Here is a 15,186-nt window from a genome sequence, read left to right as displayed (position 1 = left end):
GCTTGACGCAGGGGCGCCGGGCGCGCTTCGCTGCGGCCATGCGCCCGAGGAGGCGCGGCAGCCGGAGAGAGCGGAACCATGTGCCATGCCTGCGTGATGGAGAACGTGAAGCGGTCGATGCTGTCGCGGCGCCACCTGTTCACCGGCGCGGCGGCGCTGGGGGCGGCGTCGGTTGCCTCGGGGCTGGTGTCGGCCCGGCCGGCGCTGGCGCAGGCCACGGGCCGGATCGTGGACCTGACGCACACCTTCGACGAGGTCTTCCCGACCTTCGACGGCCAGCCCGGCCTTGCCAAGGAATGGGCGGTGACGATCGACCAGGGCTACCAGCTCTGGAAGCTGACCATCATGGAGCATTCGGGCACCCATATCGACGCGCCGCTCCACTTCAGCGCCGACGGGGCGAGCGTGGACCAGTTGCCGGTCGAGCAGCTTTTGGCGCCGCTCTGCATCGTGGACATCACGGAGAAGGCGGCGCAGGACCCCAACGCCACCGTGGACCCCGAGGACATCGAGGCCTGGATCAGCGCGAACGGCGAGATTCCGGCGGGAGCCTGCGTGGCCATGCGCTCGGGCTGGGCGGCCAAGGTGGGCACGCCTTCGTTCCGCACCAACGCCGAGGGCGCCTTTGCCTTCCCCGGCTTCTCGCAGGCGGCGACGGACCTGCTGGCCGAGCGGGGGGCCGCCTCGATCGGGGTGGACACGCTGAGCCTCGATCCCGGCAACTCGGCGGATTTCGCGGTGCACAATTCCTGGCTGCCGGGCGGGCGCTTCGGGATCGAGAACCTCGCGGGGCTCGACGGGCTGCCGGCGACCGGGGCCACGATCTTCATCGGCGCGCCCAAGCACGCGCAGGGCACCGGCGGGCCCGCCCGCGTGCTGGCGATGCTCTGATGGGGACGGTCCCGCTGCTGGGCGACGAGGAGGCCGCCCCGGAGGCGCGGGCGGTCTTCGACGACCTGAGGGCCAAGCGCCAGACGGACTACGTCAACAACTTCTGGCGGGCTCTGGCGCACGATCCCGCGCAGCTTCGCGAGGTCTGGGACCGGGCGCAGGCGGTGATGGGGCCGGGGGCGCTCGACCCCTTGGTGAAGGAACTGGTCTATGTCGCGGTGTCCACGGTGAACGGATGCGCCTATTGCGTCCATTCCCACACGGCGGCGGCGCGGTCCAAGGGCATGACGCCCGAGATGCACGCAGAGCTCTTGCGGGTGATCGCGCTGGCGATGCAGACCAACGCTCTCGCTACCGCGCTGGGGGTCGAGGTGGACGAGCGCTTCCGCGCCTGAGGGGCGTTCGCGCGGTGCCCGGAAAACGGGCATTCCGCGCCGGGGATGGGCATATGGCCCCGGCGTCCCGGGCGCGAGGCGTGGCGGGGCTTGGCAACCGGGGTGGGGCGGGTGTCACTCGGCCCGCACGCGCCCCCGAGGAGTCCTTCATGCCCGTCACCATCTCGCGCCGCGACTATGCCGCCATGTTCGGGCCCACGGTGGGCGACCGCGTGCGGCTGGCGGACACGGAGTTGTGGATCGAGGTGGAGCGGGACCTGACCACCTATGGCGAGGAAGTGAAGTTCGGGGGCGGCAAGGTCATCCGCGACGGCATGGGCCAGTCGCAGCGGACGCGCGCCGAAGGGGCGGTGGATACCGTCATCACCAACGCCCTGATCCTCGACTGGACGGGGATCTATAAGGCCGACGTGGGGCTCAAGGACGGGCGCATCCACAAGATCGGCAAGGCGGGCAACCCGGACACCCAGCCGGGCGTGGACATCGTCGTGGGGCCGGGGACCGAGGCCATCGCGGGCGAGGGGCGCATCCTCACCGCCGGGGGGATCGACAGCCACATCCACTTCATCTGCCCGCAGCAGGTCGAGGACGCGCTGCATTCGGGGCTGACCACGATGATCGGCGGCGGGACGGGGCCCGCGCATGGGACGCTCGCCACCACCTGCACGCCGGGGCCCTGGCACTTGGGGCGGATGATGATGGCGGCCGACGCCTTTCCGATGAACCTGATGTTCGCGGGGAAGGGCAACGCCTCGCTGCCCGGCGGGCTGGAGGAGCAGGTGCTGGCGGGGGCCGCCTGCCTCAAGCTGCACGAGGACTGGGGGACGACGCCCAAGGCCATCGACACCTGCCTGACCGTCGCGGACGCGCTGGACGTGCAGGTGATGATCCACACCGACACGCTGAACGAGTCGGGGTTCGTGGAGGACACCGTGCGGGCGCTGGGCGGGCGCACGATCCACGCCTTCCACACCGAGGGCGCGGGCGGAGGCCACGCGCCCGACATCATCCGAATCTGCGGGGAGGAGTATGTGCTCCCTGCGTCCACGAACCCGACGCGGCCCTTCACGGTGAACACGGTGGACGAGCATCTCGACATGCTCATGGTCTGCCACCACCTCGACAAGTCGATCCCCGAGGACGTGGCCTTTGCCGAGAGCCGCATCCGGCGCGAGACCATCGCGGCCGAGGACATCCTGCACGACATGGGGGCGTTCAGCATCATCGCTTCGGACAGCCAAGCCATGGGGCGGGTGGGCGAGGTCATCACCCGGACCTGGCAGACGGCGCACAAGATGAAGGTGCAGCGCGGGCGGCTGGCCGAGGAGACGGGGGCGAACGACAACCACCGCGCCCGCCGCTACGTGGCCAAGTACACGATCAACCCGGCCATCGCGCATGGGATCGCGCATGAGGTGGGGTCGGTGGAGGAGGGCAAGCGCGCGGACCTCGTGCTCTGGTCGCCTGCCTTCTTCGGCGTGAAGCCCGAGATGGTGCTGATCGGCGGCACAATCGTCAGCGCGCAGATGGGCGATCCGAACGCGTCCATTCCCACGCCGCAGCCGGTCTACAGCCGTCCCATGTGGGGCGCCTACGGGCGCAGCGTGGAGCGCAGCGCGGTGACCTTCGTGAGCGCGGTGGCGCATGACGCGGGCATCGGTCGGACGCTGGGGCTGGCCAAGGACACGGTGGCCGTCAGGCACACGCGGGACCTGCGGAAGGGGGACCTCAAGCTCAACTGCGCGCTGCCGAAGGTCGAGGTGAATCCCGAGACCTACGAAGTGCGGGCGGACGGCGAACTTCTCACCTGCGAGCCGCTGGACCGCCTGCCCATGGCGCAGCGCTACTTCCTGTTCTGAGGCGGAACATGCCCGCTTTTCAGGCTTTCGCGCCCGAGGTTGCATTCCCTGCATGGCGGGCCTGCTCAACTGTCGGTGGTATGCCGCGATGCAGCATCCCATATTGCGGTCACGGAAGGCTCTCTTCCAGACCCAAGGATTGCCACCATGGCCATGATCGCCGACACCCACCACCGCAACCTTCGCGACACGATCGCCGCGCCGTTCCAGGCGGTCGTCTCGTTCCTGACGCTTCTGGCCGAAGCGAACCCGCGCCTCGCGGCCGTCGAGCGGCTGAACCGGCTGTCGGACGAGGATCTGGCCGCCCGCGGCACCTCGCGCGAGGACGAGATCCGGCGCATCTTCGGCATCCGCGCCTCGATCTGACGACATGGACGGGGCGCGGCCGATGAGCGCCCCGCTCCTGCGCGCGACCGCGGTCCGCCGCGCCCATGACGGGCCGGTGGACGACCGCGTGACGCTCGCCTACGAGGACCGGCTGATCCGGCGGAAGCGGATCGTGACCGACGGCGGCCTCGCGCTTCTGGTGGACCTGCCCGCCACGACCGGCCTTGATGACGGCGACGCTCTGGAGGTCGAGGACGGACGGTGGATCGCCGTCCGCGCCGCCGTCGAGCCGCTGCTGGAGGTCCGGGGCGACCTTGCCCGGCTGGCCTGGCACATCGGCAACCGCCACGCCCCCGCGCGGATCGAGCCCGACCGGCTGCTGGTCCGCCGCGACCGCGTGATGGCGCGGATGCTGGAAGGGCTCGGGGCGACGCTTCGCGAGATCGACGGCCCCTTCGTTCCCGAGGGTGGCGCCTATGGCGAGGGTCGCGTCCTGGGGCATTCGCACGGACCCGGCGAGGGTCTGGGGCATCTGGCGCATGACCCCGACCTCTGAGCCGGAGGCCGCCGCGCTCTCGCCCCTGCAACTGTTGACGCTGGCGCGCTGGCTATCGCCCGCTTTCCCGACCGGCGCCTTCGCCTGGAGCCATGGGCTCGAACAGGCCGTGGGCGACGGGACCGTGCGGGATGCCGGCACCCTGGAGGACTGGCTGGATGCGGTGCTGCGGCACGGAGCGGGGCGGACGGACGCCATCCTGATCGGGGCCGCGCATCGGGCCAAGGAGGCGGACCTGCCGGCGCTGGCCGAACTGGCCACCGCGCTCGCGCCGTCGCGCGAAAGGCGGGCCGAGGCGGCGCAGCAGGGCGCGGCCTTTGCCACGACGCTGCGGGCGCTGCATGGCTGGGACCTGCCGGACGCTCCCTTTCCGGTGACGCTGGGCCGCGCGGCGCGGCTCGGGGGGCTGCCCGCGCGGCCCGTGGCCGAGATGGCCTTGCAGGGCTTCGTCACCACGCTGACGCAGGCGGCGCAGCGGCTCATGCCGCTTGGGCAGACGGCGGCGCAGGGGGTGATCCTGCGGCTCGCGCCCCCTTGCGCGGCGGTCGCCGCCGAGGGCATGGGGCTGTCCCCGGACGACATCGGCTCCTGCGCGCTGGCCGTGGACCTGTGCTCCATGCGGCACGAGGGGCTGGAGCCCCGGATCTTCCGTTCCTGAAGGACCTTGACCCCATGCGCGACTCTCCCCACGGCCCCCTCAAGATCGGCATCGGCGGCCCCGTGGGCGCGGGCAAGACGACGCTGACCGCGAGCCTTGCCCGCGCGCTGAAGGACGAGCTGTCGCTCGCCGTCATCACCAACGACATCTACACGCAGGAGGACGCCGAGGCGCTGATGCGGATGCAGATCCTGCCCGCCGACCGGGTGATGGGGGTGGAGACGGGGGGCTGCCCGCATACGGCGATCCGCGAGGACGCCTCGATCAATCTCGCCGCCGTGGCCGAGCTGCGGGCGCGGCACCCGGACCTGCAGCTCGTGCTGATCGAGTCGGGCGGGGACAACCTGTCGGCCACCTTCTCGCCGGAGCTCGCGGACCTGACCGTCTATGTCATCGACGTGGCGGCGGGCGAGGAGATCCCGCGCAAGGGCGGTCCCGCCATCACGCGGTCGGACCTGCTGGTCATCAACAAGACCGACCTTGCCCCTCATGTGGGCGCCTCCTTGGAGGTCATGGAGCGCGACGCCCGGCGGATGCGGGGCGAACGGCCGTTCCTCTTCACCGCGCTGCGCCACGGGCGGGGGCTCGACGCGGTGGTGGCGCATCTGCGCGAGATGGGGGGCCTCTAGCCCCTCACCACTCAGTCGAGGCGAGCGGATCGGGCTCGGCGCCCAGCGCCTCGCCGCGTGCCGCCGCGAAGGCGTCCGAGCCCAGGAAGTCGAGAGCGAGCGCCGCGCCGGAGGCGGTCGTGGCGTCGAAGCTCTGCCCTTCGGGCGTGGTGAGGAAGGCCTCGATGGCCGTCAGAGTGCCGCGCGTCCAAGTGCCTTCGGCGGGGCCGTCGAGCAGGCCCGCCTCCTGCAGGTTGCGCTGCAGATCGGCCCGCGCCTCCCGCTCCAGGTCCATGAAGGCCCAGGAGAGCGGCGTGTCGAAGGGCGCCATGGCGTCGGGCGAGGCGCCTTCGCCGGCCGCGTCGGAGGAGGCCAGCTCGGCCCCGGCGATGGCCGCGTCGAGGTCGCCGGGGGCGATCTCGACGCGCGCCAGATCCCGGTCGCGGCGAGGGCGCAGGGGCGGGACCGGAGCGGACTCGGGCGGGGCCGCGGCGTCGAGGGACAGGGGCGCCTGGGCCGCGAGCGGAAGATCGGGCGGCTCGGCCGCCGGAGTGACCTCCGGCTCCGCGAGGCCCGCAAGCTCGGTGGCCGAGCGGCCGCGCTGGTCGAAGACCTCGGTGGAGACGAGAAGCCGTTCGGCGATGCAGTCGGTGTCGCCCTCGCAGGCCTGCCGTCGGATCAGGAGCTCGTCGGCGATGCGCCGCGCCTCGCGCGCGCCGATGCGCTCCACGAGGTCGAGGTAGGCGTCGTACATCCGCCGCTCGAGGCGGACGAGCCCGGGATCGGCGCAGATGGCGATCTCGGTGCGGGTGCCGGCGTCGCGGCAGTCGAAGGACGGCCCCTCCTGCGCGAGCCCGGTGGCGGGCCAGAGCGCGAGGGGCAGGAGAACGGACAGGGTGGCGCGGCGCATGGGGGACCCCCTTTCAGGAGGATCAACGCCGGCCCCGGCCCGCCGTTCCGGACCCCGGGAAACGGCCGGGCCGGCCCCGCGGCGACGGAGCCGGCCCGGGCCGCGCGACGGGGGATTCAGATGCTCAGGCCGCTCTCGATGCGCTTGACCTGCATCCGGGCCATGCCGAGGTTCGCCGCCTTCTTGTCGAGCGCGACGTAGAGGAACACGCCCGGCGCCTTTTCCAGCGGCCGGATCATGTGGAGCTGCTTGCCCATGGTGATGAGGATGTCCTCGATCTGGTCGGCCATGCCGAGCAGCTCCATGGCCTGCAGCTTGGCCTTGACCACCTGCGTGTTGAGCGCGGCGGCGGCCTCCATGTCCAGCTTGCCGCCGCCTTCGGAGGCGAGCATGAGGCCCGATTCGCTGTCCACGAGGCAGGCTCCGATGAACCCGGCGATGTCGGCCGTGGCCGCGATGTTGGTCGACATTGATGTTGTCCTTTGCTGGGACCGTCCGCCTGGGGGGGGGAGAGGCGGGACGGCCGGTGCGGGAGGGGGGCGTTCAGGACAGGGGGCGCGGGGGGCCGCGCCGCCGGTCACATCTTCAGGTTGCTCTCGATCTTGGTGACCTGCATCCGGGCCATGCCGAGGTTCGCGGACTTCTTGTCGAGCGCGACGTAGAGAAAGACCGAGGGCGACTTCTCCAGGGGGCGGATGAAGTGGAGCTGGCTGTGCATGGTGATGAGGATGTCCTCGATGTGGTCCTCGAGCTGGAGAACCTCGATCACCTCGTGCTCGGCCTTGACCACCTGCGTGTAGAGCGCGGCGGCGGCCTCCATGTCGATCCGGCCGTCACCTTCGGCCGCGAGCAGCAGGCCCGAGTCGCTGTCCACGAGGCAGGAGCCCACGAAGCCCGCGATGAAGGCCGTGCCGGCGATGTCGGTGGACATCAGGCCGGTGCGCTGGAGGGCGTCGCTGTGCGACGACGGCACGCCCGGCGCCGGCGCCGCGTGGTCGGCCTCGGGCAGGGCGGGCGCCATCGTCGGCTGCACGGGAGGCGCCGACTTGGGCCGGTCCGACAGCACGTCGCCGGGGGTCGTCCACAGGACGCCGCCCGGCGGGCCGAACCCGCCCTGGTCCTCCTCGGGCTCCTCGTAGGCGGGCTTCTTGTCGCCCCCGAGTCCCAGCCTTTGGAACAGCTTCATTTGTCGATCCCCCTCCCGTTCAAGGCCGCCCCGGGTCAGGCGGCCTGGTCTTGCTCGATGCTCTCCGTGGGCGTCGGGCCCAGAGTCGCGGATAGTTGACCATCGCGCGACAATTCGAAGAGAAGTTGGTCAATCATGGCCACAACCGGGTCATTCTGCGAAACTTCCGAGGCGCGGGCCACGATGTCGCGCCAGATGCGGACGGCGTTCGGCAGCGTCTCGACCGGCGCGCGCGGGGGCGGCGCCTCGGCCATGGCCGCCAGGACGGCCTGGACGGGGTCGGGCTCCGCCTCGGCCAGCGGCAGGGCAGCGGGCTGTGCCGGGACGACGGACGCGACCGGCGCGGTCGCCACCGAGGTCACGGGGATCACCGGGACCTCGGGAACGTTGTCCGGCGCGACCGATGCCTCGGTGGCAGGCTCGGGCTCGGGCTCGGGCGTCGGGTCTGGCTCGGCGGGGAGGGAGACCAGCGGCTGGTCTTCCTCGTCCTCGATCCAGAGCGAGCGCGCGGCGGGGCGCTCGGCCCGCACGGGCGCGGCCGGGGCGGGGGCCGGCTCGGGCTGGCCGAAGAGCCGCAGCAGCGCGGCGGGCACGCCGGCCTCGGGCTCGGGCGCCACCTGGGGCACGGGGGCCGGCTCGGGCGCGAGGACGGGCTCGGCCAAGGGATGCTCGGGCCCGGTGGACACGTAGCGGTCGAGCAGGTCGAGCCGCTCGGCCGACACGCCCTTGAGGCCCGCCTCGATGCGGCGGTCGAGCTCGCGCCCGCCGCTGTGGTCCCAGACCGACATGTCGCCCGTGGTGCGGAACAGCTCCTGCCCGCGCACGGCGTCGACCGAGGACAGCATCACCAGGCCGCCGAACAGGCCGAGGGTTTCCCGCATCAGGCGGCGCATGACCTTCTCGCGGTCGTTGGGCCCGGCGAGCTTGTCGGCGCGCGTCACGACCAGCACGCTCTTGTCGCGCAGGCGCGTGGGCAGCGACAGCCAGGTGGAGCGCTCCGTCTCGCGCCAGGCCTGGGTGGCGGTGGTGCACCACAGGATGAAGTTCGACTGGCCCACGGCGAAGCGCCAGGAGTCCTCGGCCAGGTTGGGGTCCGAGATGCCGGGCGTGTCGATGATGTCGCAGCGTTCCAGCATCGGCGAGGGCGTGAAGACCCGCACGCAACGCGCCGCCATCGGCACGCCTCGGAAGTCCCCGAAGGGCAGGGGATGGCGCCGGCCGTCACGGTCGATCCAGTAGGCGCGCTGCTCCTCGCCGTGGCTGAACCACACGGGCGGCAGCTCGGTCGCCGTGACCTTGGTGGGCAGGACGTCCTCGCCGATCAGCAGGTTCAGCAGGGTCGACTTGCCCGAGCTGAACTCGCCCATGAGGCCGATGCGGGGCTTGGCCCGGGCCCAGTGGGAAAGCCGGGCCAGACGCTCGTCCGAGACGTGGCGGGGATGATCGCTTCTGGGCATTCCGGTCCCTCCTCTGGGGGTCGTCAGGCGGACGCCGCGCGCAGGTCGGCGTCGAGAAGCGCGGCGGCGGCCTCGAGCTGCTTGCGCAGCTCGGCGTAGCGGTCGGCGCCCACGGCCGAGCGCAGGCCCGCCTGGGTCACGCCGCCGGCCTTGGCGATGCCGGTCAGCGTCTGCGCGTGCTCGTCCAGGAACTCCTGGAGGGCGCGGCGCAGCGCGGCCTCGACCACGGCGACCTGCTGCTCCTCGATCTCGGCGACGATGGTCTGCGCCTCGTTGGCGATGAGCGTGCGGTATTCGGCGGCGAAGGCCTGGGCGCCACGGCGCAGCTTGATCCAGCGCTTCCACCAGCCGCCCTGAAGATCGACGACGATGGTCTTGCCGATGGCCACGGGGGCCGGGATCTGCGGCACCATGGGAGGCTCGAGCCGCAGCGTGCGGCCGGGCTCGCCCAGGAGGCCGTGGTAGACGCCGGTCATCTCGTCGGCGGCGCGGCCCAGGACGCGCTGGGCCACGGCGCGGATCGACCGCGCGAAGCCCATGTAGGCGGCGCGGAGCTGCACCCGCAGGCGCATGGGGTCGCATTCCCACTGGCCTTCGATGCCGTAGACCTCGATGTGGCGGATCATCGCCGCGACGGTGGTCTCGACGAACTGCTCGGAGGCGGCGCCCAGGCGGGCGCGCAGCTCGGCCAGGATCTCCTGGCTGTCCTGGTGCAGCTCGGCCTGGAGGCTGGCCACGATCGCCTTGACGCGGCCCTGCACCTCGGCCTCGGACAGGTTGACCCGGTCGATGCCGCCCGTGGGGCCGCCTTCGCCCAGTATGCTGGCGTAGGACTGCGAGACGACGTTCTTGAGGTCGCGCCGCACCTTCTGCATCAGCCGGTGGGGCGAGCCCTCGGCCACCCGGTCGCCGATGGCGCGGATGAGCGCGGGCATCCCCGAGAGGTGCCAGATCGATTCGCAGGGGTCGGTCGCCTCGCGCGGGACGTTCGCCACGCGCGCCCAGTCGAGGAGCGCGGCTTGGCCCGCCTCGGGCAGGTCGCCCGGACGGCCCGTCAACGCCGCCTCGGCCCACTTGGCCGAGCCGAAGACGATGTCGGTCACGCTGCCGATGCCGTGGCGCTGGAGCGTGGCGTTGAGCGAGGCGCGGATCTCCTCCACCTGCTCGGCGGGGCGTTCCAGCTCGTCGATGCGGTTGACGAAGATGATGAGCTGGCGGCGGTCCAGCGTGGACAGCAGCCGGATCAGCGCGAGGTCCACGGTGTTGAGCGCTTGCGCGGCGGACAGCACCATGATGCAGAGTTCGGAGTTCCGGACGCAGCGGAGCGTGATCTGCTCGCGCATCAGGAAGGGGTCGTTCACGCCGGGCGTGTCCTGGAGCGAGAACGGGAAGGGATACTGCGGCAGGCTCATGTAAAGGTCGGCCGCGCGCGTCAGGTCGGCGAAGCGGCCCTGCTTGGAGAATTCCGCGTCGATGGCGTCGGGGTCGCCCATGCAGACGTAGCGCTCGATGAGCTGGGTGTCGGCGCGGTCGTAGTTGTGGGTCTGGCCCAGCAGCAGCTCGAAGTTGCGGCCCAGGCGCTCCTGCGACTTGCGGCGCACGTCGAGGAGCTGCGCCTCGATCCGCTCCATCTCGTCCGAGGCGCCGGCGCGCTTGGCCATCTCGCCCAGGCGGCCGCCGCCGCGCATCAGGCGTTCCCATTCGTCGCGCTCGAAGAACTGGAACGACGCCTTGATGTTGCCCCGGGGGGCGGGCTTGTTGACGTGGACGGTGGTCACGACCGAGGTCCAGGGGTTCACGTCCGAAGGCAGGAAGCCCGGATGCCCCGTGAGCACGTTGATGACCGAGGTCTTGCCGGCCTTGACCTGCCCCACGACGGTGATGGTCGCCGAGTGCGCCTTCAGCTCGCCCTCGAGCGCGCGCAGCTTGTCGCGCGACCGGTCGTCGGCGGCCGACAGGAGGCCCGAGATGACGTCCGCGAGGGAGTTCTTCTCGTCCTTGAGGTCGGTCAGGCGGTCGGTTCCGATGCCGAGGAGCTGGCCGGTGATGGCGCTGGCGGGCTGCCCGGTCTGGAACCCGTTCTTGGAGGCGAGGTCGTTCATGGGGTCAAGCCTTTGTCAGAGAAGCCGTCAGGAAGAGCGATGCGCGAGCGCAGGATGGGCGCGGCGGGGCCGCCGTCGCGGGCGGGCCGGCGCGTCGCGCGACCCGTCCGCGGGGGCGGCGGGCGCTCCCTGCGCCGGGGTGGTTCGGCCTTGCGTCCAGCACGTCTGTCGTCTCCTCGGTTGCGGCCGGCCGGGATCGTGGGGCGGCCGGGGCGGATCGGTCCGGCGAGGGGCAAGCCCGAAGCGGAACCGGTGCGACCAAAATGAGCGGGAACCTTGCAAGGCGTTTGTCGTGAATCGTGTTTTTTTGAGGCGGGATGGCCAATCCGCCGCCGGAATCGTGGATTGGGCCCGCAGGGCGAACGATGAACGTTCGCTCCGGCGCGCCGCGGGGCCCGGGATCAAGCCACAACAGATGCATTGACGCAAGGCGTCGGCTTGGACTTGAGTGGCTTCAGGCGGGGCTGGGGTCGGGGATGAACGTGCGGCTGCCTTTCACCGAACTCCATGTCCGCGAGGTTGGGGTCGAATCGTCGGCCTTGGCGATGCTCGACGCGCTGCCCGAGATCGTCTTCGTGACCGATCCCGGGGGGCCCACCGTCTTCGTCAACGCCCATTACCGGGGCTACACCGGGCTGCCGGCCGACGTGCTCCTGGACGGGGGCTGGGCCGAGGTGGTGCATCCCGAGGACCGCCCGGCCACTTCCGCCGCCTGGCGCGCGGCCCTGGCCGAGGGGCGCCCCGTGGAGGTCGAGTACCGCCTGCGCCGCGCCGACGGGGTCTTTCGCTGGTTCAAGGGCCGCGCCGCGCCGCATCGCGACGGGGCCGGCGCGATCCGCGCCTGGGTGGGCACCTGCACCGACGTCCACGACCTCAAGACCGCCGAGGCCGCCGCGCGGGAAGCCGAGGCCTGGCTGCGGCTGGCGCAGGAGGCCTCGGGGGTGGGGACCTTCGCCTGGACCCCCGCCACGAGCGAGATGCGCTGGTCGGCCGAGTGCAAGGCCATCTTCGGCCTGCCGCCCGAGGCGGAGATGAGCGACGAGCTGTTCATGTCGCGCATCCACCCCGACGACCGCGCGCTGGTGCTCGAGGCGGTGGAGCGGGCCTTCGATCCCGAGGGCGAGGGCCGCTACCGCAGCGAGTACCGCGCGCTCTGGCCTGACGGGACGGTGCGCTGGGTGGACGCGCGGGGGCGCGTGACCTTCGCCCCGGGGCCGGGCGCGCGGACGGGCGTGCGCTTCATCGGCACGGTCCTCGACATCACCGAGGCCAAGCGCGTCGAGGCCGGGCTCGCCCAGGCGGTCGAGATGAAGGACGCGCTGCTCTACGAGCTCAACCACCGCGTGAAGAACAATCTCCAGGTCGTGGCCGGCCTTCTGGCCATGCAGGCGGGGCGGAGCGACAGCCCCGAGGTGCGCCGCCAGCTCGTCGAGGCGCAGGCGCGCGTCGAGGTGGTGGGCGCCATCCACCGCAGCCTCTACGCCTCGGGGGCGCATGGGGCGGTGGACATCCCGGCCTTCCTGCTGCGCCTGGCCGAGGACACGGTGAGCGCGCAGGGGGACGGGCGCGTGGCGCTGGAGGTCGCGGCGCGCTGCGAGGCGGTGCTGCCGCTCGCCCAGGCGCTTCCGCTCGCGCTCATCGTGAGCGAGCTTCTCATCAACGCGGTCAAGTACGCCGTTCCCGAAGGCCGGAGCGGGACCGTCCGCCTGGGCCTGGACCGGCGCGGCGACCGGCTGCGGGTCGAGATCGCCGACGACGGACCCGGCCTGCCCGAAGGCTTCGACCCCCGCCGGTCGGGGGGGCTGGGCATGCGGATCGTGGCCGCGCTGGTGGGGCAGCTCGACAGCCGGCTGGAGATCGGCCCCCCGGGCCGGGGGGCCGTCTTCGCGCTGGAAGTGCCGCTGCCTCCGTCGGACTAGGCCGCGCCGTCCCGCGGCGCAGGTCCTTTCGGCCGCGACCCGCGGGGGGTGGGGCGACTGAACGGCACGACGTTGGCCGCCGGGGCCTGGCGCGTCTCGCAGAGGGCGCAGATCTCCCTCATCAGTTCTTTGAACAGGTCCTGCGAATCCATCCGTCCCTCATCTCGTTGTTGGCGTGCAGGAGATCACGGCCGGGTAAATATTACCTTACCGGCCCGACGGGGCCGCGCGGCCTTCCATCGCGGGGCAGCATCGGGAAGAGCGGGCGGCGGGCGGCTCATCCGAAGATCCCCTGCACGAACCAGCGGGGCGTCCCGCCCCGGCCGTCGTCGGGCAGCCCTTCGCGGTAGAGCCAGAAGCGCCGCCCCTCGTGGTCCTCGACGCGGTAGTAGTCGCGCAGGCGCGTGCCGGGCCGGTCGCGCCACCATTCGGGAGAGATCCGCTCCGGCCCGGCGAAGCGGGTCACCCGGTGGGTCACGCGCCGCCAGGTGAACTGCGCGGGTGGGCCCTCGGGCAAGGCGTAAAGGACGCGCACCTCCTCGGGCGGGTCGAAGAGGCGGAGCGGGCGCCGCGCGTGCGGTACCGGCGGCTGGGGCGGGGCGGGGCCCAGCGCGGGCACCCAGACCTCGCGCCTCTCGGGGATGTGGCTCTCGTGGAAGGCGGGGCGGGCCAGCGCGTGGGGGCCGAAGCGGGCCGAGATCCGGTCGACGAGGCGGGCCAGGTCCTCGCCTTCGTCACGGCGCGCGTCGAGGCCCGCCTGACGCGAGGGCAGCGGCTCGGCCACCGTCGCGCCCAGCGTCACGTGATCGAAGCCGAAGCCGAAGCCGGGGTCGAGCCGGTCGAGCCGCCCGTCGAAGAGCCGCGCGAGGTGGGCGGGATCGCGCGTGGCGCGGGCCGTCGCCGCCTCGGCCGCCGAGACCGCGCCGTCGCTGCGGAACACCGTGAGCGCGATCCGCCGCGCGCCGAAGCCCTTGGCCGCCAGCATGGCGCAAAGCTCGGCGGCCAGCGCGGGCAGGAGCGGCGTGGGATCGAGCACCGGCTCGGACAGGGTGGCGCGGGCGAGGAAGCGTGGCGGATCCTCGGGGCAGGGCAGCGGCTCGGGCCGGCGGCCCAGCATCTGGTCGAGACGAAGGAGAGGATTCCGCTCGGGCGTCGTGCGGGCGAAGCGGCGGGCGAGGGGGGCGCGGGGAATGGCGGCCAGCGCGCCCACGGTGGCCAGGCCCAGTCGCCGCAGCAGGAGAGCGGTGTCGGCGTCGATCCGCAGCGCCGGGACCGGCAGGGGCGCCACGCGCTCCGCCAGACGCTCGGGCGCGCAGGTTTCGCGGCCCGCGCCGAAGCGGGCGAGCGCCCAGGCCGCGCCGCGGGTCGGCGCGATGGCCGTGGACGCCGAAAGCCCCAGGCCGGCGAGGCGGGCCTCCATCTCCTCCAGGAGCGCGGGCTCCCCGCCCCAGAGATGGGTGGAGCCCGTCACGTCCATCGCGATCCCGTCGGTCCCGTCCGGCGTGGTCCAGGGGCACCAGCGGCGGCACCAGAGCGCGAGGTCGAGAAGCGCCGCCTCGTCGCCCGCCGGATCGGCCTCCTGCGCCAGGAGGTCGGGGCAGACCGCGCGGGCGTCGACCAGGCGCCCCCCGCGATGGATGCCGGCGGCCTCGGCGGCGGGGGTGGCGGCGTGGATGAAGAAGCCATGCGGGCCGTCGATGATGAGCGCGAAGGGGTGGTCGGGCGGCGGCGCGGCGTTCCGGCGGGCCAGGAGACGGAACCGCCGCTCCACCGCAAGGCGGGGCAGGTGGAGGGCGAGGAGGCGCCGCTCCTCCGGGGGCGGCTCCGGGGTCCCGGTCGGGGGGCCGTCCGTGCCGGCGGAGGTCGGGCGGCCCGGCGCCCCGGCCAGGCCGGGGACGGCGGACCCGGACGGAGCGGGCGCCATGGCGCGCGACGGGAAGCGGAGGACCCGGGCTGTCATCAGAACCTCCGGGCAACCTGTTCCCAGCCTTCGGCAGGCTCCGGCTCGGCCACGGACATGGAGTGCCGGAAGGCCAGCCTCCGACCGTCCGGCTGCGCCACCCAGGTCCCCGGCTTCCGCCCCTGGGCGCGGAAGAGTTCGGCCTGCCAGAGGGGCGGCCCCGGCGCGCGCCCGTCGTCGGGATCGGGCGGCGAGGGCAGGGCGGCGATGCGCCAGCGCTCGCGCGCGGCGCTGAGGTCGGGCCGGGCGGCGCGGCGCAGGAGCCAGGCGGGCACCCCGCCCTGTTCGGCGCGCAGGGCCAGCCGCTTGGTGGCGGTGAAGTCGAGCGCCGGGGGATCGCCCCAGACCTCGCCCACCA

14 protein-coding genes and 1 pseudogene are annotated in these 15,186 nt (G+C 72.7%); 8 read left to right on the top strand and 7 right to left on the bottom strand.

What is annotated here, in order from left to right:
* The first annotated feature begins 78 nt into the window (after positions 1–78).
* From FHG71_RS17040 to ureG, 7 genes are all read left to right on the top strand, one after another.
* On the top strand, positions 79–891 hold the full coding sequence (locus FHG71_RS17040) for a cyclase family protein (RefSeq protein ID WP_139082903.1): 813 nt from the start codon (positions 79–81) through the stop codon (positions 889–891).
* Positions 891–1,286 (top strand): carboxymuconolactone decarboxylase family protein, encoded by a 396-nt coding sequence (locus tag FHG71_RS17035; protein ID WP_139082902.1) that lies wholly within the window; start codon positions 891–893, stop codon positions 1,284–1,286. The genes FHG71_RS17040 and FHG71_RS17035 overlap by 1 nt, the downstream gene beginning before the upstream one ends.
* A 149-nt stretch (positions 1,287–1,435) precedes the next feature.
* Positions 1,436–3,145 carry an urease subunit alpha gene (gene ureC / locus FHG71_RS17030; RefSeq protein WP_139082901.1) on the top strand — a complete coding sequence of 570 codons (1,710 nt, stop codon included), beginning with the start codon at positions 1,436–1,438 and terminating at the stop codon, positions 3,143–3,145.
* Positions 3,146–3,292: 147 nt separating this feature from the next.
* The gene (locus FHG71_RS17025) at positions 3,293–3,511 is read left to right on the top strand and encodes a DUF1127 domain-containing protein (protein ID WP_139082900.1); all 219 of its coding nucleotides are present in this window, start codon (positions 3,293–3,295) and stop codon (positions 3,509–3,511) included.
* Positions 3,512–3,533: 22 nt separating this feature from the next.
* Positions 3,534–4,028 (top strand): urease accessory protein UreE, encoded by a 495-nt coding sequence (locus FHG71_RS17020; RefSeq protein WP_139082899.1) that lies wholly within the window; start codon positions 3,534–3,536, stop codon positions 4,026–4,028.
* Complete coding sequence (locus FHG71_RS17015; RefSeq protein WP_139082898.1) at positions 4,012–4,686, top strand: urease accessory protein UreF; 675 nt, start codon at positions 4,012–4,014, stop codon at positions 4,684–4,686. Before FHG71_RS17020 ends, FHG71_RS17015 begins: the two co-directional genes overlap by 17 nt.
* A 14-nt stretch (positions 4,687–4,700) precedes the next feature.
* Positions 4,701–5,315: an urease accessory protein UreG gene (gene ureG / locus FHG71_RS17010; protein ID WP_139082897.1), complete on the top strand. Its 615-nt coding sequence runs from the start codon at positions 4,701–4,703 to the stop codon at positions 5,313–5,315.
* 4 nt (positions 5,316–5,319) lie between these two features.
* On the opposite strand, the gene FHG71_RS17005 is transcribed toward ureG, so the two are convergent.
* The 5 genes from FHG71_RS17005 to FHG71_RS16985 all read right to left on the bottom strand — a co-directional run bounded on the left by FHG71_RS17005 (position 5,320) and on the right by FHG71_RS16985 (position 10,949).
* Positions 5,320–6,204, bottom strand: coding sequence for a hypothetical protein (locus FHG71_RS17005; protein ID WP_139082896.1), 885 nt, complete (start codon positions 6,202–6,204; stop codon positions 5,320–5,322).
* A gap of 116 nt (positions 6,205–6,320) precedes the next feature.
* The gene (locus FHG71_RS17000) at positions 6,321–6,674 is read right to left on the bottom strand and encodes a roadblock/LC7 domain-containing protein (RefSeq protein ID WP_139082895.1); all 354 of its coding nucleotides are present in this window, start codon (positions 6,672–6,674) and stop codon (positions 6,321–6,323) included.
* A 107-nt stretch (positions 6,675–6,781) separates the two neighbouring features.
* Entirely contained in the window at positions 6,782–7,390 is a 609-nt protein-coding gene (locus FHG71_RS24010) for a roadblock/LC7 domain-containing protein (protein WP_218014132.1), read from the bottom strand.
* A gap of 35 nt (positions 7,391–7,425) precedes the next feature.
* Positions 7,426–8,847, bottom strand: coding sequence for a dynamin family protein (locus FHG71_RS16990; protein WP_139082894.1), 1,422 nt, complete (start codon positions 8,845–8,847; stop codon positions 7,426–7,428).
* A 23-nt stretch (positions 8,848–8,870) separates the two neighbouring features.
* Positions 8,871–10,949, bottom strand: a complete 2,079-nt coding sequence (locus FHG71_RS16985; protein WP_139082893.1) for a dynamin family protein — start codon at positions 10,947–10,949, stop codon at positions 8,871–8,873.
* Between the two features lie 476 nt (positions 10,950–11,425).
* Here FHG71_RS16985 and FHG71_RS16980 point away from each other — a divergent pair, with 476 nt between their 5' ends.
* Positions 11,426–12,868, top strand: coding sequence for a sensor histidine kinase (locus FHG71_RS16980; RefSeq protein WP_176559476.1), 1,443 nt, complete (start codon positions 11,426–11,428; stop codon positions 12,866–12,868).
* Positions 12,869–13,145: 277 nt separating this feature from the next.
* Here the strand turns inward: FHG71_RS16980 and FHG71_RS16975 are convergent, their stop codons facing one another.
* The gene (locus FHG71_RS16975; protein WP_246045492.1) at positions 13,146–14,828 is read right to left on the bottom strand and encodes a Y-family DNA polymerase; all 1,683 of its coding nucleotides are present in this window, start codon (positions 14,826–14,828) and stop codon (positions 13,146–13,148) included.
* Positions 14,828–15,186, bottom strand: a pseudogene (locus tag FHG71_RS23680) (hypothetical protein); the annotation flags it as partial. The pseudogene FHG71_RS23680 and the gene FHG71_RS16975, both read right to left, overlap by 1 nt.

This window comes from Rubellimicrobium roseum, assembly GCF_006152145.1.
GTDB classification, from domain to species: Bacteria; Pseudomonadota; Alphaproteobacteria; order Rhodobacterales; family Rhodobacteraceae; genus Rubellimicrobium; species Rubellimicrobium roseum.
This window is presented reverse-complemented; position numbering and strand designations above follow the sequence as displayed.